The 25,132-nt window shown below is 46.7% G+C and carries 24 protein-coding genes; 12 read left to right on the forward strand and 12 right to left on the reverse strand.

The features are described from left to right. The 6 genes from AC5W14_RS00005 to pruA form a co-directional block, all read left to right on the forward strand. Positions 1–429, forward strand: a 429-nt coding sequence (locus tag AC5W14_RS00005; RefSeq protein WP_496193405.1) for a phytanoyl-CoA dioxygenase family protein, incomplete at its 5' end; no start/stop codon positions are given. A gap of 125 nt (positions 430–554) precedes the next feature. Beyond that, positions 555–1,463 (forward strand): Gfo/Idh/MocA family protein, encoded by a 909-nt coding sequence (locus AC5W14_RS00010; protein WP_496059640.1) that lies wholly within the window; start codon positions 555–557, stop codon positions 1,461–1,463. 159 nt (positions 1,464–1,622) lie between these two features. After that, on the forward strand, positions 1,623–3,023 hold the full coding sequence (locus tag AC5W14_RS00015; protein WP_496193406.1) for a sigma-54 interaction domain-containing protein: 1,401 nt from the start codon (positions 1,623–1,625) through the stop codon (positions 3,021–3,023). Between the two features lie 107 nt (positions 3,024–3,130). Further along, positions 3,131–4,021, forward strand: coding sequence for an arginase (gene rocF, locus AC5W14_RS00020; RefSeq protein ID WP_496193407.1), 891 nt, complete (start codon positions 3,131–3,133; stop codon positions 4,019–4,021). Between the two features lie 54 nt (positions 4,022–4,075). Next, positions 4,076–5,281, forward strand: a complete 1,206-nt coding sequence (locus tag AC5W14_RS00025) for an ornithine--oxo-acid transaminase (protein WP_496193408.1) — start codon at positions 4,076–4,078, stop codon at positions 5,279–5,281. A 12-nt stretch (positions 5,282–5,293) separates the two neighbouring features. Next, entirely contained in the window at positions 5,294–6,841 is a 1,548-nt protein-coding gene (gene pruA, locus AC5W14_RS00030) for an L-glutamate gamma-semialdehyde dehydrogenase (protein ID WP_496193409.1), read from the forward strand. A gap of 49 nt (positions 6,842–6,890) precedes the next feature. On the opposite strand, the gene AC5W14_RS00035 is transcribed toward pruA, so the two are convergent. From AC5W14_RS00035 to AC5W14_RS00055, 5 genes are all read right to left on the reverse strand, one after another. After that, the gene (locus AC5W14_RS00035) at positions 6,891–7,994 is read right to left on the reverse strand and encodes an ABC transporter permease (protein ID WP_496059635.1); all 1,104 of its coding nucleotides are present in this window, start codon (positions 7,992–7,994) and stop codon (positions 6,891–6,893) included. Beyond that, positions 7,991–9,265 carry an ABC transporter permease gene (locus tag AC5W14_RS00040; protein WP_496059634.1) on the reverse strand — a complete coding sequence of 425 codons (1,275 nt, stop codon included), beginning with the start codon at positions 9,263–9,265 and terminating at the stop codon, positions 7,991–7,993. Before AC5W14_RS00040 ends, AC5W14_RS00035 begins: the two co-directional genes overlap by 4 nt. 12 nt (positions 9,266–9,277) lie before the next feature. Further along, positions 9,278–10,210: an ABC transporter ATP-binding protein gene (locus AC5W14_RS00045; RefSeq protein WP_496059633.1), complete on the reverse strand. Its 933-nt coding sequence runs from the start codon at positions 10,208–10,210 to the stop codon at positions 9,278–9,280. 108 nt (positions 10,211–10,318) lie between these two features. Continuing rightward, positions 10,319–10,960 (reverse strand): response regulator transcription factor, encoded by a 642-nt coding sequence (locus tag AC5W14_RS00050; RefSeq protein ID WP_496193410.1) that lies wholly within the window; start codon positions 10,958–10,960, stop codon positions 10,319–10,321. Next, on the reverse strand, positions 10,896–12,095 hold the full coding sequence (locus AC5W14_RS00055) for a sensor histidine kinase (protein ID WP_496193411.1): 1,200 nt from the start codon (positions 12,093–12,095) through the stop codon (positions 10,896–10,898). The genes AC5W14_RS00050 and AC5W14_RS00055 overlap by 65 nt, the downstream gene beginning before the upstream one ends. 239 nt (positions 12,096–12,334) lie before the next feature. Here AC5W14_RS00055 and AC5W14_RS00060 point away from each other — a divergent pair, with 239 nt between their 5' ends. Continuing rightward, positions 12,335–12,970, forward strand: coding sequence for a pentapeptide repeat-containing protein (locus AC5W14_RS00060; RefSeq protein ID WP_496193412.1), 636 nt, complete (start codon positions 12,335–12,337; stop codon positions 12,968–12,970). Between the two features lie 960 nt (positions 12,971–13,930). Here AC5W14_RS00060 and AC5W14_RS00065 read toward each other — a convergent pair. Beyond that, positions 13,931–14,113 (reverse strand): undecaprenyl-diphosphate phosphatase, encoded by a 183-nt coding sequence (locus AC5W14_RS00065; RefSeq protein ID WP_496059629.1) that lies wholly within the window; start codon positions 14,111–14,113, stop codon positions 13,931–13,933. Positions 14,114–14,437: 324 nt separating this feature from the next. On the opposite strand from AC5W14_RS00065, the gene AC5W14_RS00070 reads away from it, so the two are divergent. Next, positions 14,438–14,578, forward strand: a complete 141-nt coding sequence (locus AC5W14_RS00070; RefSeq protein ID WP_496059628.1) for a putative quinol monooxygenase — start codon at positions 14,438–14,440, stop codon at positions 14,576–14,578. A gap of 36 nt (positions 14,579–14,614) precedes the next feature. Here AC5W14_RS00070 and AC5W14_RS00075 read toward each other — a convergent pair whose 3' ends face one another. The 3 genes from AC5W14_RS00075 to AC5W14_RS00085 form a co-directional block, all read right to left on the reverse strand. Further along, positions 14,615–15,400: an SDR family NAD(P)-dependent oxidoreductase gene (locus AC5W14_RS00075; protein WP_496193413.1), complete on the reverse strand. Its 786-nt coding sequence runs from the start codon at positions 15,398–15,400 to the stop codon at positions 14,615–14,617. Between the two features lie 115 nt (positions 15,401–15,515). After that, positions 15,516–16,505, reverse strand: a complete 990-nt coding sequence (locus AC5W14_RS00080) for an aldo/keto reductase (protein WP_496193414.1) — start codon at positions 16,503–16,505, stop codon at positions 15,516–15,518. Positions 16,506–16,864: 359 nt separating this feature from the next. Beyond that, a complete protein-coding gene (locus AC5W14_RS00085; protein WP_496193415.1) occupies positions 16,865–17,002 on the reverse strand; it encodes a hypothetical protein in 138 nt (45 codons plus the stop codon). Positions 17,003–17,221: 219 nt separating this feature from the next. Here AC5W14_RS00085 and AC5W14_RS00090 point away from each other — a divergent pair, with 219 nt between their 5' ends. Beyond that, a complete protein-coding gene (locus AC5W14_RS00090; RefSeq protein WP_496193416.1) occupies positions 17,222–18,451 on the forward strand; it encodes a dicarboxylate/amino acid:cation symporter in 1,230 nt (409 codons plus the stop codon). 33 nt (positions 18,452–18,484) lie between these two features. Here the strand turns inward: AC5W14_RS00090 and AC5W14_RS00095 are convergent, their stop codons facing one another. Continuing rightward, a complete protein-coding gene (locus AC5W14_RS00095; protein WP_496193417.1) occupies positions 18,485–18,730 on the reverse strand; it encodes a hypothetical protein in 246 nt (81 codons plus the stop codon). A 209-nt stretch (positions 18,731–18,939) separates the two neighbouring features. Then, positions 18,940–20,448 (reverse strand): malate dehydrogenase (quinone), encoded by a 1,509-nt coding sequence (gene mqo / locus AC5W14_RS00100; RefSeq protein WP_496059623.1) that lies wholly within the window; start codon positions 20,446–20,448, stop codon positions 18,940–18,942. Between the two features lie 286 nt (positions 20,449–20,734). Here mqo and AC5W14_RS00105 point away from each other — a divergent pair, with 286 nt between their 5' ends. Together AC5W14_RS00105 and AC5W14_RS00110 are read left to right on the forward strand one after the other, a co-directional pair. Beyond that, positions 20,735–22,387, forward strand: coding sequence for a DUF2075 domain-containing protein (locus tag AC5W14_RS00105; protein ID WP_496193418.1), 1,653 nt, complete (start codon positions 20,735–20,737; stop codon positions 22,385–22,387). After that, positions 22,374–22,676 (forward strand): nucleotide pyrophosphohydrolase, encoded by a 303-nt coding sequence (locus AC5W14_RS00110; protein ID WP_496059621.1) that lies wholly within the window; start codon positions 22,374–22,376, stop codon positions 22,674–22,676. Before AC5W14_RS00105 ends, AC5W14_RS00110 begins: the two co-directional genes overlap by 14 nt. A gap of 59 nt (positions 22,677–22,735) precedes the next feature. On the opposite strand, the gene aroD is transcribed toward AC5W14_RS00110, so the two are convergent. Next, complete coding sequence (gene aroD, locus AC5W14_RS00115) at positions 22,736–23,485, reverse strand: type I 3-dehydroquinate dehydratase (RefSeq protein WP_496193419.1); 750 nt, start codon at positions 23,483–23,485, stop codon at positions 22,736–22,738. 171 nt (positions 23,486–23,656) lie between these two features. On the opposite strand from aroD, the gene AC5W14_RS00120 reads away from it, so the two are divergent. Beyond that, a complete protein-coding gene (locus AC5W14_RS00120) occupies positions 23,657–25,015 on the forward strand; it encodes a hypothetical protein (protein WP_496193420.1) in 1,359 nt (452 codons plus the stop codon). Positions 25,016–25,132 lie beyond the last annotated feature (117 nt).

Here is a 25,132-nt window from a genome sequence, read left to right on the forward strand (position 1 = left end):
TACGAGTTCAACGGCCCGCTGATGCTCGTCCCGGGCTCGCAGAAATGGTACATTTCCTGCCCGGGCGAGACGCCGAAGGACAACTACAAGTCGTCGCTGCAGAAGCAGGAAAGCGGCGTGCCGGACAACGACAGCATGAGCTGGCTCGTCGATAAAGCCGGCGGCCGCATTGACCGGGCCACCGGTCCGGCCGGCTCGGTACTGTTTTTTGACTGCAACACCATGCACGGCTCGTCCGGGAACATTTCCCCGTATGCACGCAGCAACGTGTTTTTCGTGTTCAACTCGATGGAAAACCAACTCACCCACCCGTTCTCCGGGCAGCCGCCGCGTCCGGAATTCCTGGCCAACCGCGAGAACGTCAAGCCGATTACCCCAGATAAAAGAAAACTGACTGAGATTTCAACAACTACTTCCCCCTCTTCTTAATACAACAAAGCGGACAGGCTCACACCTGTCCGCTTTTTCTATGCTTTTCCACCGCTGCGGTTCATTCCTGGAAAAGGAGGGTATTTATAAGAGGAGTACACTAATAGCTGAGATGAGGGAAAAACATGAAAATAGGATTAATCGGCATCGGGGATATTGCTAAAAAAGCCTACCTGCCGGCGCTCATTCAAACAAAAGACGTAGAGTTGTACTTATGCTCCAGAAACCGGGAAGCTCTAGAGGAAGCCGCTGCCACATTTCCTGTCCGTGAAATATTTACCGATCGAAAGAAATGGATGGAAAGCGGTATTGAAGCCGCCTTTGTAAGTACGGCCACCGAGGCCCATGAGGCTATTATTGACGAGCTTCTTGACCACGGGATCCACGTTTATATTGACAAGCCGATCACTTTTTACGGCAGTGCTTCCAAACGACTGCTGGCAAAAGCAAAAGATAATAACTTAATCCTTATGGTTGGATTCAACCGCCGGTATGCTAAGCCTTATCAAGCGTTAAAAGAAGTAGCGGATCCAAACATGATCATTATGCAGAAAAACAGAGACCATCAGGCCGCTGATTACCGCACGTTTATTGTAGAGGACTTTATACACGTAATTGATACCCTTCTGTACTTATTCCCTTATGAGATTCAGGAAATTCGGACCCGCGGCGTACAGAAAGACGGGCTTGTTCACCACGTAGTGCTCGAACTCGAAGCCAAAGAAGGAACCGCCATCGGTATTATGAACCGCAACGCGGGCACGACCGAGGAAAAAGTCGAGCTGATGAGCGAGAGCGAAACAAGAGTTGTTCACAACATCAATGATGTCGCCACTCATCAAAATAAACAAATTATCAAGCATTCCATGAACGACTGGGAGCCGATGCTCCAGAAGCGGGGGTTTTTCGGCGTTACCGCTGCGTTTATTGATGCGGTGCACAAAGGCGGTGCCTCCTATACAGGTTACGAAGCGGATGCCCAAAGACACGCTATTGCTGAACAAATGGTGCAAAAGCTTATGAAGGAACAATAATATCACCTTTTACAGACAGGAAACCCTGTCTGTTTTTGTTTTACCCTGTATAATCTTCACAAATTATTTTGCATCCCTCCTCCCTCGTGCTACTATTTATATAAATATTAATTCTTAAGAAAAAAATTTTGGCATTTGTTTAGAAAGCAGGGATAAACGATGGTCCTTCCGGAAACGATATACCAGGCATTGATTCAACATATCGATCTTGGCATTCATGTCGTAGATGATATGGGAAAAACCGTTATCTACAATGAAAAAATGGCGCAGATTGAAAACATGAACAGCTGTGATGTGCTGTACCGTAATATTTCCGATGTATTTGCTTTTAATGAAGGGCACGACAGCACCCTCGAGCAGGCATGGCGTGAAGGCACCGAGTCCCGCAGGCCCCGCCAGACCTATTTAAATAACCAGGGCGCGGAAATCACTACAGTAAACCACACCTTCCCCGTGCGGGAAAACGGCCGTATTATCGGAGCAGTGGAAATTGCCAAAGACATTACGAAGCTCGAACGGATTCTCCAGGAAAACCGCAGTCAAAGCAGCCGCCGGTACACATTTCAGCACATCATCGGAAACAGCCGCGAACTCATAGAAGCCGTTGAATTCGCAAAACGTGCCACACGGACTACGTCTTCTGTCTTAATTATCGGGGAAACCGGTACCGGAAAAGAAATATTTGCCCAGAGCATTCATAACGAAAGCAGCCGCGCTTCCAAACCATTTATCAGCCAGAACTGCGCAGCGCTGCCGGACAGCCTGATTGAGAGTATTTTATTCGGTACAAACAAAGGGGCGTTCACCGGTGCTGCTGACAGACCGGGCCTGTTTGAACAGGCGGAAGGCGGGACGCTGCTTCTCGATGAACTGAATTCTTTAAGCCCCCACCTGCAGTCCAAGCTGCTGCGGGTGCTGCAGGAACGGACGATCCGGCGGATAGGCGGAACGAAGGACATCGAAGTGAACATCCGTATTATCGCCACAATGAACGAAGATCCAATCGATGCGATTACCGAAAACCGGCTGCGCAAAGACTTATACTACCGGCTTGGGGTAGTTACCTTGTTTATTCCGCCGCTTCAGGAGCGCCGGGCCGATATTGCACCTCTGGCCGAATTTTTTATATCCAAATACAATCATTTATTCCAGCTGCACGTCCAAGGGCTGGAACCGGCAGTAGATCAGCTGTTTCAGCAGCACAGCTGGCCGGGAAATGTGCGGGAGCTTGAGCATGTAATTGAAGGCGCGATGAACGTAATGGAAACAGAAAAGCGGATTGACACAAAGCACCTTCCCTTTCCTTTTCGAAACCGTCCTGTTTCAAAAGGGACATCGATAACCTCTCCCGTTGAACAACAAGCTCCTGCAGACATTCCCTTCGTCGAGGGGTCTCCCGGGCTTCATGAGTATTTATTTCAAGCAGAAAAGCAGTATGTCAAGCAGGTACTCGAAAAAAACAACTACAATATTAAACAGGCCGCGGAGGTGCTAGGCCTCAGCCGCCAGAGCCTGCAGTACCGCCTGAAAAAACTCGGGATCCAAAAAATATTAGTGTAGAAAACCGGAGCTGTTCATTCAGCTTCGTTTTTTTTAGATACCATTAAGTTGGCACGTATATTGCATTACTAACAAGAGAGTCTTACATATGTTAAAGGAGGACAACGATGAAACATATTAGTATTATTGGCGCTTCTATGGATTTAGGCCAGCAGAGACGAGGGGTTGATATGGGACCGAGTGCTATCCGCTACGCCGGCGTCGTTGAACGGCTTCAGAATCTCGGCCACACCGTGATAGATCTTGGGGACCTTACACCCCCGCTGCATACTGCCGGGACAACCGAAAGCCTGCGGAATCTGGGCCAGGTCGTTGATGTAAATACCCGGCTGGCGGAACAGGTATCCAGAACCATCGCCTCCGGCAGCTTTCCTCTTACTCTTGGGGGAGATCACAGCATCGCCATCGGATCGGTCGCCGGGGTGGCCGGCCATTATGAAAACCCGGGCGTGATCTGGTATGACGCCCACGCCGACCTGAATACGAGCGACACCTCCCCGTCCGGCAATATTCACGGCATGCCGCTTGCCGCTGCGCTCGGGCTTGGCGAAGAAAGGCTCACCCATATCGGCGGCAGCCGGGCTAAGCTCCGCCCCGAAAATATCGTCCTCTTTGGAGCCCGTGCGCTTGATGAAGGCGAAAAACAGTTAATTAAACAGCTCGGCATCCGGGTGTATACGATGCATGAAATAGACCGGCACGGCATGAGCGTAATGATGGAAGAAGCCATTTCCTATTTAAAGGACAAAACAGACAGCGTCCATTTAAGTCTTGATCTGGATGCGCTTGATCCCCAGCATGCCCCGGGTGTCGGTACACCGGTCGTCGGCGGACTCAGCTACCGGGAGAGCCACCTGGCGATGGAAATGCTCGCCGAAGCAGAAATCATTACGTCCGCTGATTTTGTAGAAGTTAATCCTATATTGGACGAAAAAAACCGCACGGCTAAAGCCGCGGTCGATTTAATCGGTTCCCTCTTTGGGGAAAAGCTCTGTTAGAAAAGATATTTTTCAGGAAACGTTACATTTCATCTATATAAAGGAGAGAGTAAAATGACAGCCTCCATTTCAACCGCTTCCATTATTGAACAGACAGAACAGTACGGCGCCCATAACTACAAGCCGCTTCCGATTGTTATTTCCAAGGCCAACGGGGTATGGGTCGAGGATCCGGAAGGAAACCGCTACATTGATATGCTGAGTGCTTACTCTGCCGTGAACCAGGGCCATTGCCACCCTAAAATTATTCGTGCCCTGCAGGAGCAGGCGGAAAAAGTAACCCTCACGTCGCGTGCTTTTCACAGCGAGCCGCTGGCACCGTTTTATGAAAAAGTGGCCGCATTAACAAATAAAGATATGATCCTGCCGATGAACACGGGAGCTGAAGCGGTGGAAACAGCTATAAAAGCCGTCCGCCGCTGGGGCTATGAAAAAAAAGGAATTGAGCGAAACCGTGCAGAAATTATTGCATGTAACAGTAATTTCCATGGCAGAACGATGGCTGCCGTGTCCCTCTCTTCTGAAGAGGAAAACAAGCAGGCCTTCGGGCCGGTACTGCCCGGCATTAAACTGATCCCTTATGGAGACGCTGCAGCGCTGCGGGAGGCCATCACGCCGCAGACCGCTGCTTTTCTGGTCGAACCGATTCAGGGAGAAGCGGGTATTGTTATTCCGCCTGAAGGCTTTCTAAAAGAAGCGTATGCAATCTGCCAGGAACATAATGTTCTATTTGTAGCAGATGAAATTCAGGCCGGACTCGGCCGGACGGGGAAAACGTTTGCCTGCGACTGGGAAAACGTCGTACCTGATATGTATATTCTCGGCAAAGCACTCGGAGGCGGGGTCTTTCCTATATCCTGCGTCGCAGCCGACCACGACATTCTCAGCGTATTCACCCCCGGCTCCCACGGCTCTACGTTCGGCGGCAATCCACTTGCCTGCGCCGTATCGATCGCTGCGCTTGAGGTATTGGAAGAAGAACACCTGGCGGAGCGCTCCCTGGAGCTTGGCACTTATTTTAAAAACAAGCTGAGCAGCATCCAGAATCCGATTATTAAAGAAGTGCGCGGCCGCGGCCTTTTTATCGGCCTGGAACTTACCGTACCGGCTCGTCCATACTGTGAACAACTTAAAGAAAAAGGCCTGCTCTGCAAGGAAACACATGAAACGGTCATCCGCTTTGCCCCGCCGCTCGTCATTGAGCAGGAAGACCTGGACTGGGCGATTTCCCAAATCGAAGACGTTTTTACTACAAACTAAGGAGGTCATATAATGTACATCCCATACAAACACGAACCGTTTACTGATTTCACCGACGAAACGAACCAGCAGGCATTCAGCCGGGCGCTGCAGCAGGTCGAGCAGTCCCTCGGCCGCGACTATCCGCTTGTGATCAATGGAGAGGCGGTGACGACTGAAGATAAACTGGTCTCCACGAACCCGGCTCATAAAGACGAAGTCATTGGACGTGTATCCAAAGCGACGACCGCTCATATTGATCAGGCCTTCGAGGCTGCCTCCACGGCATTTGAAAGCTGGCGGTACACAAATCCAGAAGCACGGGCAGAACTGCTGTTTCGGGCGGCAGCCATTATGCGCCGCCGCAAACATGAATTTTCCGCCCTGCTCGTGAAAGAAGCCGGCAAACCCTGGAAAGAAGCAGACGCAGATACAGCCGAAGCGATCGACTTTATGGAATACTACGCCCGGCAGATGATCGAGCTTAAAAACGGCAAACCGATTAACAGCCGTGATGGTGAGTACAATCAGTATGTGTATCAGCCGATCGGCGTGACGGTGTCGATTCCGCCGTGGAATTTCGCCTGTGCGATTATGGTGGGCATCACGGTAGCACCACTTGTGAGCGGCAATACAGTCCTGCTGAAGCCCGCCGAACCGACGCCTGTCATCGCTGCTGCATTTATTAATATTCTCCACGAAGCGGGCGTCCCAAAAGGCGTCGTCAACTTTGTGCCCGGTGACCCGGAAGTGATCGGCGATTATATGGTGGATCATCCAAAAACGTCGATTATCAGCTTTACCGGCTCCCGTGCGACCGGTACGCGCATTTATAACCGCGCAGCTGTTATTCAGGAAAACCAATTTCATTTAAAGCGGGTTATTATCGAAATGGGCGGCAAGGATACCATTGTTGTCGACAGCGACGCCGATCTTGAGGTGGCAGCAGAAGCGGTGATTCAGTCCGCCTTCGGCTTTTCCGGCCAGAAGTGTTCCGCCGGCTCCCGCGTTATCGCCCATCAGGACGTATACGAGGAGCTGCTCAGCATAATCGAAGAGCGTACCAGGCGCCTGACTGTTGGTGATCCCGTAGACTCCAACCACTACATGGGGCCTGTTGTAAACCAGAAAGCCTTTGATAAAATTACCGGTTACATTGAGATTGGGCGAAGGGAAGCACGCCTTGTTGCAGGCGGGGAAAGCGATGACTCCACCGGCTACTTTATCCAGCCGACCGTGTTTGCGGATGCAGACCCCGACTCCCGGCTTATGCAGGAAGAAATATTCGGACCGGTCGTGGCCTTTACGTCAGCCGAGAGCTATGAACAGGCAATTCACATAGCCAACAACACCGAATACGGGTTAACCGGCGCAGTTATTTCCCGAACGATCGAACATTTGGAATACGCAAAGCAGCGTTTTCACGTTGGTAACCTGTATTTTAACCGCAACTGCACCGGCGCCATTGTCGGGTATCATCCGTTCGGCGGCTTTAAAATGTCAGGAACTGATGCTAAAGCAGGCGGTCCCGACTACCTTATCCAGCACATGCATCCGAAAACTGTCAGTCAAATGCTGTAATTGTAAACGAAAAAGCAGAAACCCTGTGAAACGGAGGGTTTCTGCTTTTTTAACTTCTGCGTTCCATTAGATTGATGCCAATACCCATGCAGAGAACGCCAAACAGCACGAGCAGAGATAAATGGCCGGCCAGGCCGGAAATACCGTAACCAAGTGCCGACGCATCATATAGAGCCTGGACCCCGTAGTATATCGGCGTCCCTTTGGAGAGCGCAAGCACAAACGAATTCGAGACGATTTCAAGCGGCCAGAATGCTCCTCCGAGCATCGCCATGGATGTTACGACGATCGGAATAACCGCCCGCAGCTGCTGGGTCGTACGGACGAGCCCGATCAACAGCATACCGACAGACACCACGGCAAACGTATAGCAGGCTGTGATGACGGCTATGACTCCGATTGGAATATTAACGTCATAACCAAGCACCCATTCAAAGAATACAAAGATCATCATAATCTGCAGCATACCGAGTACAAAACAGTACGCCAGATGCCCTCCATACACTTCCCATTTCCGGAGCGGCGACACAATCATCCGATCCCATGTGCCCTGCCGCTTTTCGTCTGCAACGTTGGAAAGACTGAACATGATCGTATACATGGAGAAAAACAGCGTCATCCCAAACAGCGCCTGCAGACTCGCGTTATACACAAACCCGCTTTCTTCCCCGCTTACTGAATTGATCGTTAAATCGAGCGGCGGATTGTCCATTTCTTCTTCCACCTGTTCTCTTAGATCAGTCGCTCCTGTCTGCTCTTCTGCCTGCTGCAGCCGCTGCTCTTCCCGAAACACCTGGTTCACATAGCTGTCGACAAGCTGGTGGTTCTGGTCTTCCACCGCAACAAGCATGCGGTAGTCATTTTCTCTTATTTCAAGCGCCATGTTCCGGCTTCCGTCCATAATCTCACTGCGTGCCCGATCTTCATCCACCAGTTCAAAATGAAAGGAATCCGAGGCGTTAAGTCTGTCTATCCAGCCGGCAGCCTCTGCTTCCTGCACATTCTCCCCCATGTATGCATTAACTTCCATCTGCCCTCCAGGGCCGTTACTGCCTAAGAAAAAGACAAACAGCAGTGTCAGAGCGAAAAATGTGAGAACAAGATACGGCATCCGCCGCAGCCTTTTCCACTGTAAAAGGAATATTGCTTTCATGAGGACACCGACCTCCTTCTTGGAAAGATCAGGAAGCTGATAAAGACTGCCGCGAGCGAAACGATGCCGATCTGCATAAATGGTCCTGCGAGCTCACTCCATCCAAATCCCTGCACCCATCGTAAATAAGCGTTCATCGCGGCTCCATTAGGCGTCCAGCTGCCAAAGGCGCTGATAAATGCGGGCATTCCTTCCAGCGGAAAGAAACTGCCTCCCGCAAACGCAAACAGCGTGACAATCACGCCTGTAAAAATTCCTGAGGCCGTATCTGATTCGGTCCGAATCGATAAGGAGGTCAATAAGCCGCCCATCCCCCCTACACAGGCCGCCAGAACAGCAGAAATGCCGAGCATGCCCATCCAAAAGGAAAGGGAACTTAGTTCAAAGGTTCGAAATACGAGAGCGGACAGAATAAAAAGAATTGTCAGCTGCACAAAAGCAATCACAGCAGTGGCTATGATTTTTCCCGCCAGGTATTTCCAGGGACTTGTTCCCGATAAAATAATTCTGTTATACACCTGCTGCTGTTTTTCTACGAATGCCTTACCCGCTATAGTACCTGCTACATAAAGGACAAACATGACAGCCATGCCGATGGAGTAGTACTGCATCGCGCTGACCGGCTCATTTTGGGATACTGATTCAGTCCCGCCGACTTCTATCGGAGCAGGGGATACAGCAGCCTCGGCTCCTCCGGCAGCAGCAATCGCACTTTCGGTATTAAGGTTATCTGTAAAACCTGCCAGCAGATCTTTCAGAATTGTGGTATTAATAGAGCTCTCATCACTTATAAGCAGCTGCATTTCGCTGCCGTTTCCTTTATTCATTAACATGTTGTTCAGCGTCTCTTCCGTAAAATGTTCCGGGAAGGTAAGCACGGCATCTATATCCCCTGCACGAACGGCTGTTTCTGCTTCTTCCCGCTCCATCGTCTGCACGTGTATCATGTCCGCCAATTCCGGATCTTCCAGCATATTATCCAACAACCCGGCCGGATTCGTATTCTCTGCAGCAGCAGCTAATTCACCTTCTGCTTCCGGAGGCAGTCCGCTGTTCTGCAACTGCTCCTGAAAAGCCGCAATACCCTCCTCCTGAACGTCCTCGTAGACTACAGCCAGCTGAATATCAATCGAAGACGTATCGCCTTCCATCACACCGCTTAATGCCGTACCGAGTATTCCCATAATGATAAAAGGCATAAGCAGCAGAGCAACGAGCTCAGAGCGGTCGCGGAGCATTATTTTAAAATCTTTGATAAGAAAAGGCTTCACATTTGTCCCCTCCTAATCACGAAGTTTACGTCCTGTTAAATGCAGAAATACATCTTCGAGTGACGGAACGCTGACGTTCACATTAGTGACCTGTGCTTTATGACGCTCGGTAATTTGGAAGATACGGCTAAGCAGGCGGCTTCCTTTTGGCACAATCAGCTTCAGGCCATGCTCGGTTTCCGAGGCCCGCAGCACGTCATTATGATGCTGCAGTTCTTGATACATCGCTGGATATACCCGGTCAAAATCGATATAAATGGTCTCTTCGGCAGATAAAATATTTTTCAACTCTTCTTTTGTACCGGAGGAAATAATTTTCCCGTGATCCATAATATACACTCTGTCACAGAGCCGTTCGACTTCCTCCATGTAATGGCTCGTGTACAATACGGTCATCCCTTTTTCTATATTTAAGCTGCGGATCATTTCCAGAATATAGCTTCGGGACTGGGGATCGATACCGACCGTCGGTTCGTCCATAATTAAAATTTCCGGATCGTGCAGGAGGGCTGCCGCAATGTTTACCCGTCTTTTCATCCCGCCGGAATACGTTTTGACAATATCTTTTTGGCGGTCTTCCAACCCGACCAGTTTACAGACTTCTTGAATTTTCGTTTCCAGGCCGGTTTTGCTCATGCCGTACATCCGGCCGAAGAAAAGCAGGTTTTCGTAGGCGGACAGTTCTTCATACAAGGCAATATCCTGCGGCACAATGCCAATTACTTTCCGGATTATCGAAGGCTTTTTTATTACACTGCTTCCATTCAGCTTCACATCGCCGCTGCCCGGCTTAATGAGCGATGAAATAATAGAAATAGTCGTTGATTTCCCGGCTCCGTTCGGCCCGAGCAGTCCAATTGATTCGCCTTTTTCCAAATAAAGATTTATTCCCTCGACTACATTTCTGCCTTTAAATGATTTGGACACATTCTCTACCTCCAGCATAGACGTACCTCCTTTTTTGTTGTTATATGTAGTGTATACACAAAAAGACAGTGCTCCCACTGTCTTTTGTCATCTATGCTGCGTTTTTAAATGACTTTAGTCATCTGTTTATACCATCTGATTGCGGATTGCATAAATAGCAAGCTGGGTACGATCCCGAAGCTCCAGTTTTTCGAGAATTACGCTGATTTGATTTTTTACTGTACCGATAGAAAGATAAAGGGTGTCCGCTATTTCTTTATTGTTCATTCCTTTTCCGACGCAGCAGATGAGCGACACTTCCCGTTCGGTCAATGACGGATCCAGAAACTGCTTTTCCTGAGGGCTGCGACCGATTAAATTAGGAAGTACTTTGGCCGCCACATGGCTTTCGAGAACGAGTCCTCCTTCCAGGCAGGTATGGATCGAGCGGATCAACTCCTCCGTGTCGGCATTTTTCAGCAGGTAGCCCCTCGCTCCGTTTTTTAACGCTTCAATTGCATACTCGTCATCGTTAAACGTCGTCAGCATGAGAATTTTCATCTGCGGGTAGTCTTCGTGCAGTTTTTTAGCGGCTTTTAACCCATCCATAACCGGCATTCGGATATCGAGAATCGCAATATCATAGCGGTTGCCGCTTTCGCATAATTCGACGGCTTCCAGACCCGTTGCCGCTTCCCCGCTCACCAGCATAGATTCGTCCGTTTCAATCATAACTTTCAATCCCTGTCGAACCATCTTCTGATCTTCGGCCAGCAGTATATGAATCATAGTCTGCACCCCCTCCCTGCCCTAATGGCAGCGTTCCCGTTACTATAAATTCTTTGTTATATATTTCAATGCGTAAACTTCCACCGGCTTCTTCCATTCTTTCTCGCATCGAGGAAAGGCCAAAACCTTCTTTTTGAAACATCTCCGATTTTATAAAATTTCTTACGATAAAACGGAAAATATGACCGCCCGGTGCCTCGAAAGTAATGCTTATCTGGTTGGAACTGCCATGCTTCATCGCGTTCGTAATCGCTTCCTGTACGCCTCTATACACGGCAATAGACTGGACGTTGCTCAACGGAGCGGTAAGTGCTCTCTGTTTTATCGTAAAATCGATCGTTACAACGCTTTCTGCCTCCAGCTTGCGGATAAGCAGAAGAATCGCCGGCAGCCCGGAACTTTCCTCACGCTTTAATGACTTCACCGCCGATCTCGTTTCTTCCAGGCTTTCATTGGCCAGCTCCTTCAGCGCCTGTACCTCTTCCTGTTTTTCCGGGGCCTGGATCCGGAATACTTCCAGCTGCATGAGTAATGCGGTTAATTTATGGCCCACCGAATCATGAATTTCCCTGGCAATCTGCGTCCGCTCTTCACGACGCACGGCCTGTTCACCTGAAATCAGGGAACGCTTCATTTTTCGAAAATCAGTGAACAGGATTTCATTGCGCCGGGACATTCTCTGTTCCTTCCGATACATATACGTATACATAATCAGTCCCGTACCGGCCGTCAGTATGTACAACAGAAAAAAGCTAAGGTTACCCGGCAGCCCGGAAAGCACCGCCAGAACGATAAACCCAGCACCCGCTGCCGCAGCGTATGCAGCCGGCAGATAAAACACAGCCAGGCCGCCCAAGAGGGTGTAAACAAGCAGCAGTTCATATACGGGCATCGTCGTCCCCTCCGGCCATGCCGCTGCAGCAGCCACCAGCCCCAGTAGAAAGATGAGCCCCGCCTGTATTTTCATGTGCTCGTTTGCAAGCGGCAGCAGAAAAAACACCCCAAAAAACAAAGCAGCGAGCAGTGCTTTCAGCGGCAGGTCCCACAGCGAAGACGGTGTAAATAAAATCGATCCCCATGCCCCTATTAAAAGCAGAAGCCATATCCAGAACTGATGGCGTTCTATTATGTGCATTGCGATTCCCCCGCCTCAGGTTTTTCTTTAACTTTATCATATATAGACAAATGAATTTATATGTAATTTCTCAAGTAGTTTTATCTGTTTACTGCTTATTTTATTTTAAAAATATTAAAGTATGTGAAATTATAATGGATATAATAACCTTTGCTCATACCTTGCACAAAAAATATAGTCTGTTTTTATTTGTGTTTCTTTCCTATAGTAATACAATACACGCAGAGAGAGGTTTTAGTATGAAAATAAATGCCCCTGCCATTCCGAACCACCTTTTTACGAGAAGTTTCAGCGATATTCTAATGGAAGAAGATCGAGAGCTCGAGCTCTGCTCGATCACCGATTCTTTGTTTGAAGCAGAATCGCTTCCTCGTGCCCGTTTGTCAAAAATGATTATCAAAAACTCCCGGTTCTCGCACACATTTTTCCGGGATATCGACATTACCGACGTGCAGTTTGAAAACTGTGATTTCTCCAACGCTGATTTAAGCCATTCTTCCATTCACCGCGTCGTGTTCCACAGCTGTAAGCTGACAGGCGTAAACTTCACCGAGTCCCGATTCGGTCACGTGTCATTTGAACACTCCCTGTTAAACCTCGCAGCGTTTGGTGAATCCAAATGCGAGAAAACCTCTTTTCAGGACAGTTCATTAGTGAATACCGACTTTTTTGACTGTCTGTTTAAGAATGTCGTCTTCAACTCCTGTAACATTACGGATGCCAACTTTGAACAGACATCATTAAAAGGAATCGACATTAGTACCTCCAGGTTTGATTCCCTCACAATCTCGCCCGATAATCTATTCGGCTGCAAAGTCTCCAGTCATCAGGCCCTGCAGTTTGCGGCTCTTTTAGGCCTCAAAATTGTGGATTAGGTACTGTTTTTTTCCTTTTGCTTTTCTTATTTTCCGTTAAAATACAGCCGCATTAATCTATTGGTTCCATAAATCTTCTGATCAGCTTCACTCTTTTCAGCGCCCGCCTTTGTTTTTGGAGAAAGGAATTCTATACCGGGCATCGAATATATCTAGTAGTTGACTAAAAGAGAACTATTATAAGCGGTCTCTCTGCTTTTCACTGTTCAATTAGGCATGCCCATTTCATTTCAGGTAAAAAGGAGCTATTATGACAAAATCCGGTGATAAGAAACTAACCATGTGGGCTTTTTTTGTAAACGCCTTGAGCGCTCCCAGAAAAAATATTAAGAAAGATCATCATTTAACGATTATAAACAGTATCATTCTCCTCATTTTGTTCCTTTTTTTGCTTGTCTTTGTCTTATATGCGGTTAACCTAATCATTATGGGAACTCTTCTTCCTGTTTATGAAACCATGGGAATATTTATGTACATTTTTTTGGGACAAACATTGTTTGTGCTAAGTGTTCCAGCCGTGCTTGTGAACTTTTATGTGATCCGCTGGTTCAGCAGGCGTTACTCTGCGACTGAAAGAAGTACGCAGAAAATTTTCAGTGATATGGTGACACTCTCTATTCTATGTATTTTGCTTTATAATCTCAGTTTTTCTTTTTATTCCTACCTGGGTTCATGGCGGTCGATTACCTATCCACTTGGAACGATGTTCATTATTTTCACGTTTGTTTTCTATTTCTCCCGCTCCTTTCTTTTAGTGAAATACTATGTATTAGACAGCCAAAAAAGTACCTCTATGATTATGCTTCTGTACACAGTAATACTTCTTGCCTTATTCCTTTTTCACTTGGGTATGTTTCTGTCGTTTGGTCCCTTTAGTGTCAGCTGAAGACTGCTCTCAAATGGTCTGGTTCCATTTGAGGAACTTCACTGATAAAACTGAAATTTCTCTCAGTTTATCTCTTATAAGCCTCCACGCCGCAGTACTCTATCCAACATAAAAGTAAAATCAACTGCTGTGTGAGGCGTTATTTCATGGAGAACGTCTCTTGATATTGTGACACATGATCTTGAAAATCCGGGCCACAATGCCGGGTACTGCACCATCCCCGTAAGTAAAGCATGCTTCCAGAAAACTTGGTCCACCAGCCAGAATAATTAAGATTGACATGTTCGTTAGAGAAGAGTACATTATAAGAAATAACTTGATATCCTTTGGAAAAAGGGGAGTAGCTTTTTCAATAAAATCGTCAGGACGGGAGAAATCCCCGGTTTTATTGGCAGCCAGTATGCTGTTAGCGAGACCTTTACCTATGAGACAGGTGAAGGCTTTTTTGTGTACCTTCACCGACTCAGCGGTGAAGGTTTTTTGTGTGTCTACGCAGAATGCATATCACGGCAGGATATTAAGTTTGTCTTGAAAAGGAGAAGATAAACATGAAATTTAGTCTGCTGCTGGAATATGGATAGGTGCTTATCTTTTCGGAAAAGTGGAAAGATGAAGAAGCCGTTCAGCAGCACATTCAGACTGATCATTACCAGGCCTACCGCGAAAATACAGAGAATCTCGTTGTTTCCCGGGAAGTGTATAAAGTACAACCTGTAGAATAACTAAAAAGAAGCTGCTCACCGGCAGCTTCTTTTTAGTTATTGCGGTTTTGCTTTTTTCGCATGGGCCGCAGCTTTTACCTCTTCCGGTGTTGTTCGATTGTCTTCCGCTTCTTGTTTCGTCGCTTCATCCCCGCAAACGACGTGATCTACTTTATTCTTAAACGCTTCGTAGCCCTGTTGCGCGACTAATTCTTTGTCGTTTTTGTTTCTCTCGTCGCCGAAGTACGTAGAATCCATGCCGGCGTTATGATGGAAATCTGTATTGGTCGCACCAGGAAGCATCGCTGTTACATTGACTCCTGTTTCTTTTAACTCTTCTCTCAGCGATTCCGCGAACATAAATCCAAATGCTTTAGAGGGTCCGTATACTGTTTCATACGGAGTCGGTAGCGTCGCTGAGACAGAAGACACGAGCAGAATATTTCCTTCTTTATTTGGAACCATATGCTGCAAGACGCGTTTTGCCATATGCACCGTTCCTTTAATATTAATGTCGATCAACTTTAACTCTTCTTCTAAATCATTTTCAAGGAAGGAACCGCCCATACTAACACCGACATTCAACACAGCTGCATCCAGCTTTCTATTTTTGCTTTTTACAAACTGCCAGAATGCCTCCACTCCTTCATAGGTAGAGGCATCAGCCTGGAGAGGATACGCCTCCACCCTATAGCTTTTGATAGTCGATTCTGCTTCAAAAATCCGCTCACTCGAGCCTGAAATCGCAATATCATACCCATCCTGAGCAAATAATTTAGCAAGTTCCAGTCCTAATCCGGAAGAGGCTCCTGTGATCATGACAAACGGACGTTCATTAGTCATAGTATCTACTCCTTTTATCTTTCAATTGGTACCATGTGAAAAAGCACAGCTGGATTCCATTAGCTGTGCTTCTCTCGTAGAAAAACCGCATGCCAAGCTTCTTACGTGTTATCTGTTATTGGTCGTTAAGACCTTTCATGTGTTCTGCAGGGTAACGTTCTCCGGCAAACGCACCACGGGGCACTATTTTATCAATTTGTTCAAGATCCTGTTTTGAAACGTTCACCTGCAGCGCTCCAAGGTTACTGTCCACGTATTTGCGACGCTTGGTTCCCGGAATGGGCACAATGTCCTCTCCCTGGGCAAGAAGCCAGGCTAAAGCAAGCTGGGATGGATCGCAGCCTTTTTCCTTTGCCAGGTCTTCGACTTTTCTTACAAGATCAATGTTTTTTTGGAAATTTTCGCCTTGGAAGCGCGGATTGTAGCGGCGGAAATCATTTTCTTCCAAGTCATCGATCGTTTTAATCTGTCCGGTTAAAAAGCCACGGCCAAGCGGACTGTATGGAACAAAGCCAATACCGAGTTCCCGGCACAATGGAAGAATTTCCTCTTCCACATCACGGCTCCAGAGCGAATATTCCGTCTGCAGCGCAGTGATCGTATGCTCTTGATTCGCTTTTTTTATCGACTTTGGAGATGCCTCCGATAATCCCAGATAACGGACTTTTCCTTCTTTTACGAGTTCTGCCATCGCCCCGACGGTCTCTTCAATCGGCACCACCGGGTCCACACGATGCTGGTAGTATAGATCAATATGATCGATTCCCAGGCGTTTTAAGCTGTCTTCACATGATTGCTTAACATAGTCCGGATGCCCGTTTACTCCTTTAAAAGAACCGTCCTCTCCACGAACATTGCCGAATTTTGTTGCCAGAACTACGTCATCACGGCGGTCTTTAATCGCCCGTCCAATCAGCTTCTCATTGTGGCCGACGCCATACATATCGGCTGTATCCAAAAACGTTACTCCCTGTTCAAGCGCGTGGTGAATCGTTTGAATCGATTCTTCTTCATTTCCTGTACCGTAAAATTCAGACATGCCCATGCATCCGAGTCCCAGTGGTGATACCTCAAGTTCTGACGTTCCCAGTTTTCTTTTTTGCATGTTTTGTCATCCTTTCTTTTTACGTACTTTTGATTCTTTGATAATATTTAGTAATTATTGTACATAAATAATCATTCCTTTTTTTCTTTTATTTAAACCTGTCCATTATAAAAATTCGTTCCGCAAAATGAACAGCACATAATCACTTTAAAAGATTTTAAACATTCTATTTAAGGGAAATGCAGCCAGAATAGAAATAAAACAACCAATCACTCTGGATGCCCAAACATTAACGTTTATATTTTCCAGTATGTCAGCAGAAAAAGATCCAATGGCCACGGATATTAAATGAGTAAAATGAGCCTTGCCGTCAATGTTGAAACCTCCTCTATCAAACAACCTAAAATCCAGTACTTGTTTTAAGATGAGGTCTTTGTTTTATCTTGTTTAAACGTCGTATCGAAAAACGTACAGGTGTTAATAATAAATAAGCCGGATGGCATGATTCCAATAGCAGATTCTCCGATGGTATGTCCATCATTTGAGTGATTGCCCATCGACCACACCTCCCAATTTATTTCCATTTTAACACAAGACCTCCTCTCCTTTTTCATAACCATCCTATTAGTAAAAACTCTTTAGAAACGAAAAAGACAAGTGCTTTCTATAAGGTTTTATACATATTGTAAGCAATCTTATTGACTTTCCTTCCTATTTTAGATAGGTTATTTAATGTTGACTAAATCGATAGGTTTTTTTATAAAGGAGGGTTTGGCTTGAAGCAGTTAGTGAAAAAGTATTTTGAAGTGTCGTTGATAAAAAAAATTACCGTTGCTCTTGCAGCCGGTATTGCAGTTGGACTTATATTCGGGGAAAATGCCTCTGTGCTTGCGCCTTTCGGAGATCTGCTGATGCGGCTCCTGCAGTTTATTATTATTCCACTTATTTTATTTACCCTTATCGTCGGGGTAAACCAGACTACAATAGAAGGGCTTGGCCGCATGGGCGGAGAAGTTTTTCTCTATTATGTTGTTACCTCTGCCATTGCGATTATTGTTGGTATTTCTGTCGCCAGTCTTTTTAATCCGGGGACCGGGGTCACACTCGACGGAAGTGAAAATGTTGATTCTCCCGACAGTCCGGAACTAACAGAAGTGGTTCTAAGTATTGTACCGGATAACCTCGCTGTTGCTTTTACAGAAATGAATCTGCTTGGCATTATTTTTACCGCCATCGTTTTTGGTATCGCGATTTCCTATCTGCGCTCGTCCGCCTCTACAGGGGATATGGGAGAGAGGCTTTACCGCGGCGCAGAAGCGTTAAATGAAATGACCATCACAGTAATGAAAGGAATTCTCCAGTACATTCCGTTCGGCATTTTCGCTATTATCGCCGGTATCGTCGGCAGCCAGGGCGCTGGCACCCTGCTGTCACTCGGAAACTTTATTCTCGTGCTGTATGCGGCACTTGCCGTGCAGCTGGCTTTATACATCGGATTGCTGCTTGTTACGAAAACCAAACTCGGAGCGTTTTTCAAAGAAGCCCGTACGCCGATGCTCACAGCCTTTGTCACACAGAGCAGTACAGGGACGGTGCCTATTACACTCAATGCCGCAAAAAATCTCGGTATTAAACAAAGCCTGTACGGCTTCAGCATACCGCTCGGCTCTACGATAAATATGGACGGCGCGGCCATACGCGTCGCCGTATCCGCCGTATTTGCCGCTAACGTAATTGAAGAACCGCTCGGCTTTGTCGCTATCCTGCAGATTGTGCTGATCGGCACACTGGCTACCATTGGCACAGCCGGCGTGCCCGGTGCGGGTATCATTATGATTGCCACCGTTTTCGCCCAGCTCGGGCTGCCGATGGAAGCCGTTGCCCTGCTTGTAGCAGTCGACGTTTTGATCGGTATGGGAGCGACGGCACTGAACGTGACCGGCGACCTCGTTGGAACGAAAGTTATTGATAAAACAGAGAAAAACAAAACAGAAGCAGACGCATAAAAACGAGCAGGGGCTCAAATCCCTGCTCGTTTTTTACTGCTCTTTTTGCTGCTGCTGGATTTTTTCTGTTAATTCCTGATAGCCCAGCTTCATATTTAAATAATCATCAATCGCCTGCGTCGTACGGTCGAGCTCTTCTTTATCTTCATTCTTTAACTCATAGCCAATTTCCAGCGCCAATTCCCGGTGCGCATCCGCCAGGACATTCTCCGGAAACCCTTCCAGATTCTGCTTCATAATTGTCAAATCAATCACGCGGGTCAACTTATAATCGAGCATAAAAACCTCCTCATGGTTTGAGACATAGTATGCTTAGGTCTTCTATTCCCGGTTTACAGTTGTTTAAGCAGACTTGCTTTTAAATGTTTTTACGATTAAGAATAACTGAACTTATGATACGGTTCAACATGCATTATCTTAAAATCTATTTAATTTATCTTAAAAACACGCACACAACCCTCAGGCCGCATGCGCGTTTTAAAATCCTATTAAGCTAAATTCCCCTGCTTTTTTTCTTCCTGCTCCAGGTTCAGTGCTTTTGCTGTGGATTCGTGCAGCTTGTCCACGAGCTCGGGATGATCGGACAGCTTTTTACCGTAGGATGGAATCATTTCTTTGATCTTCGGCTCCCAGCGGCTTGCTTTGTCCGGGAAGCATTTTTCCATTACTTCGAGCATGACAGCAACAGCAGTAGACGCGCCCGGTGAGGCGCCGAGAAGAGCGGATACAGAACCGTCGGCAGAGCTGACGACTTCCGTGCCGAACTGCAGCGTGCCTTTGCCTTCGGCTGTGTCTTTAATAACCTGCACACGCTGGCCGGCGACAAGAAGCTCCCAGTCTTCGCTTTTTGCTTCCGGTACGAAGTCGCGCAGTTCTTCCATCCGCTGTTCCTTATTCAGCCGCAATTGATTGATCAGGTACTTTGTCAGAGGCATGTTTTTCATGCCGGCCGCCGACATTGTAATCAGGTTGTTTGCCCTGACGGAAGTGAAAAGATCCAGATTCGATCCTGATTTCAGAAATTTCGGGGAAAAGCCCGCGAATGGTCCAAAGAACAGCGACTCTTCCTTATCAATTAACCTTGTGTCCAGGTGGGGAACGGACATTGGGGGCGCGCCGACCGGTGCTTTGCCATATACTTTCGCATGGTGCTGCTCGACAATTTCCGGCTTCCTGCATACCATAAACATGCCGCTTACCGGGAATCCGCCGATGCCTCTGCTTTCCGGTATTCCGGTTTTCTGAAGAAGATGAAGGCTTCCGCCTCCGCCGCCGATAAAGACAAATTTAGCCTGGTGATGTTCTGTTTTTCCGGTTTCCAGGTTCTGTACTTTCAGCTTCCATCCGCCGCCGCTTACGCGCTTAATGTCTTCCACCTGATGCCTGAATTTCATATTAACGTCCTGGCTTTCCAGATGGTTAAACAGTTTGCGCGTTAAGGCGCCGAAGTTTACGTCGGTGCCGGCGTCAATTTTCGTTGCGGCAATCGGAGCGTCCAGCGAACGGCCTTTCATCATGAGTGGGATCCATTTTTTTAACGTTTCGGCATCGGTTGCATAATCCATGCCCTGAAATAATGGATTTCCTGATAGAGCATCGAGTCTCTTTTTCAAAAAGTTGACATTGTCCTGGCCCTGCACAAAGCTCATGTGCGGCACCGGCATAATAAAGTCTCTTGGATTTTGTATCTTTCCGCTCGTGACAAGATACGACCAGAACTGCTTGGACAGCTGGTATTCTTCGTTCACTTTGACAGCCTTGCTGATGTCGATGGAGCCGTCCGGATTCTGGTCCGTGTAGTTGAGCTCACAGAGCGAAGAATGGCCCGTGCCTGCGTTGTTCCATTCATTGGAACTTTCTTCGCCTGCCCCGCTCAGTCTCTCAAACATTGTAATGTTCCATTCCGGTGCTACTTCTTTTAATAGCGAACCCAGCGTGGCGCTCATAATACCTGCACCAATTAAAATGACGTCTGTAGAAGTATGTTCCTTACTCATGTTATCGCCTCTATACTTAATTTTATTGAAAGGATGTAAGCGTTCTACTTTTCACTCTTCTATATTGTCTGCTGTACATCCGCTTCATACACATAATTACCTTACTATATTGTATCATCCTAGGCCGAAGAATAAAATATGAAGCCGTGTTTTAATACAGGTTTTATTTCAATTATTGTTATAGTATACAATAATTTTTCCGCAATTTCTATGTTAATTTCTTCACGTTCTTTTTGCCGCAATCTGTCTTATGGTACGATGAGAAAAATACACTTAAGGAGAAAGTATGGGCCCATTAATCGTCGAACATCACACATTTACCGAAGAAACTATTGCATCCATGCCCGTACAGGCGTTAAATAATCAGCCTGTGATTTATATTTTGTATGAGAAAAACAAACCGACGGCCTATATCGGCCAGTCTGTGCAGGCGGACCGGCGCCTGAAGAATCATTTTGTCAATCCAAAACGCCGCAGCCTGAACTCCCTTCTGATGTTCGGCCATGAAACATTCAACCAGTCGGCTACATATAACATTGAATCCAACCTTATTAACTACTTTATTGCCGACAACCGGTACAAGCTCCAGAATGTCAGCCAGCGTGCCACTAGGCAGATGCACCAGTACTACCAGAAAAGTTACTACAACGAGACACTGTTTCAGGAAATCTGGGAAGAGCTGCGCAGCCGGAATATCGTGTCCGAATCCCTGGCGTATTTGGAGAACAAGGATCTGTTCAAGCTTTCCCCTTTTAAGGAGCTTTCTCCGGAGCAGGTAGATGTAAAAGAAAAGCTGATTGCATACTGCAAAGAACACATCCAGCATCCGGAGCATCGGGTGTTTATTATTCAAGGCGATGCCGGCACCGGCAAAAGCGTGCTGCTCAGCTCCCTGTTTAACACGATCCAGGATGAAGCCGGCGATCCGGGCTCGACGCTCTACAAAACAAAAAACTACTTACTCGTTAATCACGCCGAAATGCTTAAAACGTATAAAAATATGGCGGACAGTCTGCCTAATTTAAAGAAAAATAATTTTGAAAAGCCAACGTCATTTATTAATAAAATGACAAAACAGGATCAAACGGCAGATATTACGCTGGTGGACGAAGCCCACCTCCTGCTGACCAAAGAAGATTCCTACAATAATTTCAACGCTGCAAACCATCTGCAGGAAATTATGAAGCGCAGTAAAATCACCATTATTATATTCGATCCAAATCAGGTACTGAAAATTAAAAGCTATTGGAACGAAAAGATGATGCAGAATATCAGCAGGCAATATAAAACCGAAACGCTGCCACTTTCTTCGCAGCTGCGGATGACTGCGGACCAATCCGTACTGGACTGGATTAATGCTTTTCTCGAAAAGCAGGTACCTGTTTTTCCACAGGACCGTCCAGACAGCTATGAATTTCAGCTGTTTGACGATCCGGATGACTTCCGGCAGGGCATTGAAGCGAAGAACAAACAGCATGGCCTTTCCCGGATCGTATCCACGTTTGATTACCTGCATAAAAAGGATGGCGGCACCTACTATGTCGACGAAGATGGTTTAAACATGCCGTGGAACCGCACGGACGACAAAAAAACATGGGCCGAGAGTCCCCAGACGATCAAGGAAGTCGGCTCCATTTATACGGTGCAGGGCTTTGATTTGAACTATGCCGGTGTGGTGATCGGCCCTTCCGTAAGCTACGATGAAGAAATAGACAAACTAGTCATTGATACGACAAAATACCAGGATAAAGGCGCATTTGCGGCAAGAAAAGACTATACAAAAGCGCAGAATGAACAGATGAAAGAGGAAATTATTTTAAATTCGCTTACTATGTTAATGAAGCGGGGCATCCACGGCTTGTTTTTATATGCCGTTGACCCTAAGCTGAAAAAGAAACTACGGGCGGTAAGCAAAGGAGCAGACCATGAGCGACATTAATCAGTTAATCAACGAAATTAACCACTTCCGGGACGAGAGAGACTGGCGGCAGTACCATAACCCAAAAGATCTTGCGATTTCCCTTTCTATTGAAGCAGCCGAGCTGCTGGAGGATTTCCAGTGGAAAAGCAGTGCCCAGGCGCTGGAGGCGAACGGAGATAATATCCGCGAAGAGATCGCCGACGTGCTTATTTATGCTTTGATGATGTGCTCAGACCTAAATCTTGATGTAAAAGAAATTATCGAGCAGAAGCTGGCAAAAAACGCTGTGAAGTATCCGGCGGGCTAGACATAAATAACGCATGAGAAAGCCGCCCGGATGCCGGACGGCTTTCTGTATAATCCCCTTTATTTAAGCACTTGTTCCACACTTCTGACTAAATCAATCGGTATCTGGCCGGGAGCAGAACTGCTGCTTCCCACGGCAAACGTGAGAACGGACCCGTACTGCCAGCCGGCGAGCCGGGTAATGCCTCCAAGCTTCCCCATCGCCATTGTAATAATCGGCATGTCAATAGAGGCTGCCAGCTCTTCGGTCACATCTAATAGCTGCAGTACATCCGTATTTTTCTTCGGCATGACAGCGAGCTTGCCGTAATCCGGATTTTGAGCAGCCATCTCTTGAAGAATTCGTACCATATCTTCACGGGCAGGCGTTTCCTGAAAATTATGATAGGACAGGATACACTGGATCCCGTGTTTCCGGCAGGACTTTTGAACAGTTTCCACCTGTTCCTGTTGATTACTCCATTCATAGTCTACCGCGCTCACACTTCCAGTTGCCGCTACCTGCTCGATCAGCTCTATTTTTACCTCTTCTTCTATGTCGATCGTTTCTCCGCCTTCGTGCACGGACCGGATCGTGAAAATAATCGGCAGGCTGCCGGCCCGCTTTCTAATGGATGAGGCTGTACGAAGCACCCGGCCGGTGTCTGCCAGCGTCTGCAAATGATCAGCACGCCATTCCAGTACGTCAGGCTCTTTAGGCAGAATAATATCCAGTTCCCGGTTCACTTCTTCTTCTGTTTTTCCTACTAATGCTGTACATATATTGGACGTATATTTGTGTAAATCCAGGCTTTGTGCTTTTATTGTCATGACGGTTGTGCCTCCTGATTGTTTTACTATACAGCTTCTCTCTGCTGCTGCTCTCTTATTCTTAGTCTATCGGAAACATTCAGCTGCTGTAACTATTTTCTTTAAATATTTTGTAGGACCGTTTAAAAATACATGAGATAATATGTTTTATTCAATAAAAAGGAGGAGACTATGAGGCCGGTCATTATTACGTTATATTCGAGTTTAATACTTATCTATACCATGTCCCGCTTTTGGGAAACGCCGTTTTTCTCTTATGCGGTAGGCATTCTCGCTGTATTGTCGCTTGCGGCAGCTTCTTTACACGCATCCGGCCTTTATAAAAAATCAGGACTGGTCTTTCTTATTCTGGCATCCGTGTTGTTTGTCTACAACGGAACTGCCTGGAGCTCTTTCTTTTTGTATTTTGATTCGATGATCGGCATATTGTCTCTGTTTTTTGTTCTTCCTTTTTTAAATTCGATTATACGGGCCGGACAGTATGATACGAGCCTGCGCCGGCTTCTCCAGAATGGCGTTCATGACGTACACACACTGTACACGCGCAGCTTTATGATTTCCCACTTTCTAGGTCTCTTTTTAAACATCGCCACCGTGTCGCTCGTTCATCGGACGTTAAAGCCGTCGCTTTCCGGCATGAAGACGAAAATGGCCGATATTTTTTATACCCGCAGCATTCTGCGCGGGTACGCGCTTTGTCTTGTGTGGAGTCCTATTGAAATTATGGTCATCATTTCGCTTGATTTAACGGGGTTTACCTATATTCACCTCGTCCCATTTTTAATTCCGCTCGTGCTGCTGATGTTTTTATCCGATTGGATATTTTCACGCAGAAAATACAAAGGCCTCCCTCTTATGATAAAGACCAGCGAAAGCCTTCCTTTAAAAAAAATCATTAGAAAAACCGCGCAGATGATGGGCATGCTCTGTGTGCTCGTGCTGACGGCGACTCTTTTTGAATACTTATTCGAGCAGGGCTTTTTGTTTTCCGTCGTTCTATCGATTGTGCCGATTTCATTTATTTGGGCGCTGCTGATTCATAGGCGCAGACGTTATTTAAATATTGCCGTTCCCGTTTTTAAAGTGCGGACTTTTTCTCTTTCCAACTATTTCTTTATGTTTCTAAGTGCCGGTTTTTTTGTGGAAATGCTGTCGGCGTCTCCTTTTATTTCTTATTTGGAAGCTGTCTTTCTTGCGAATGCCGGGCATGAACTGCTGTTGTTCGGATTAATCGGCCTGTATTTCATCCTGGCTTCATTCAGCGGCTTTCATCCGCTCGTATCGATTGCGCTTCTTGGCGAAGTGCTTTCTCCCGTAATGGCCGATATTTCTTCCATCCCGCTCGCGCTCGTATTAATTACATCAAGTCTCGCCACGGCCATTTACAGCCCTTATAATTTATCGGTGTCGCTTCTGGCCGGCCAGATGAACCTTGTGCCTTTCCAGCTCAGCTTATGGAATTTACCATTCTCCCTGTACTTTATCGTTTCTAGTATTCTCATTGCCTATGGACTCACATTTGTTCTTTAACTATTGATTTCCGAAAAAATAATGACTGCCATTTATTCTTCTATCACAGTGAATATTATATTTTTGTACACTATAGACGAACAAACGTCCTCTCTATATACTAGATACAGCCATACT

This window comes from Sinobaca sp. TMA16-18, from assembly GCF_059510535.1.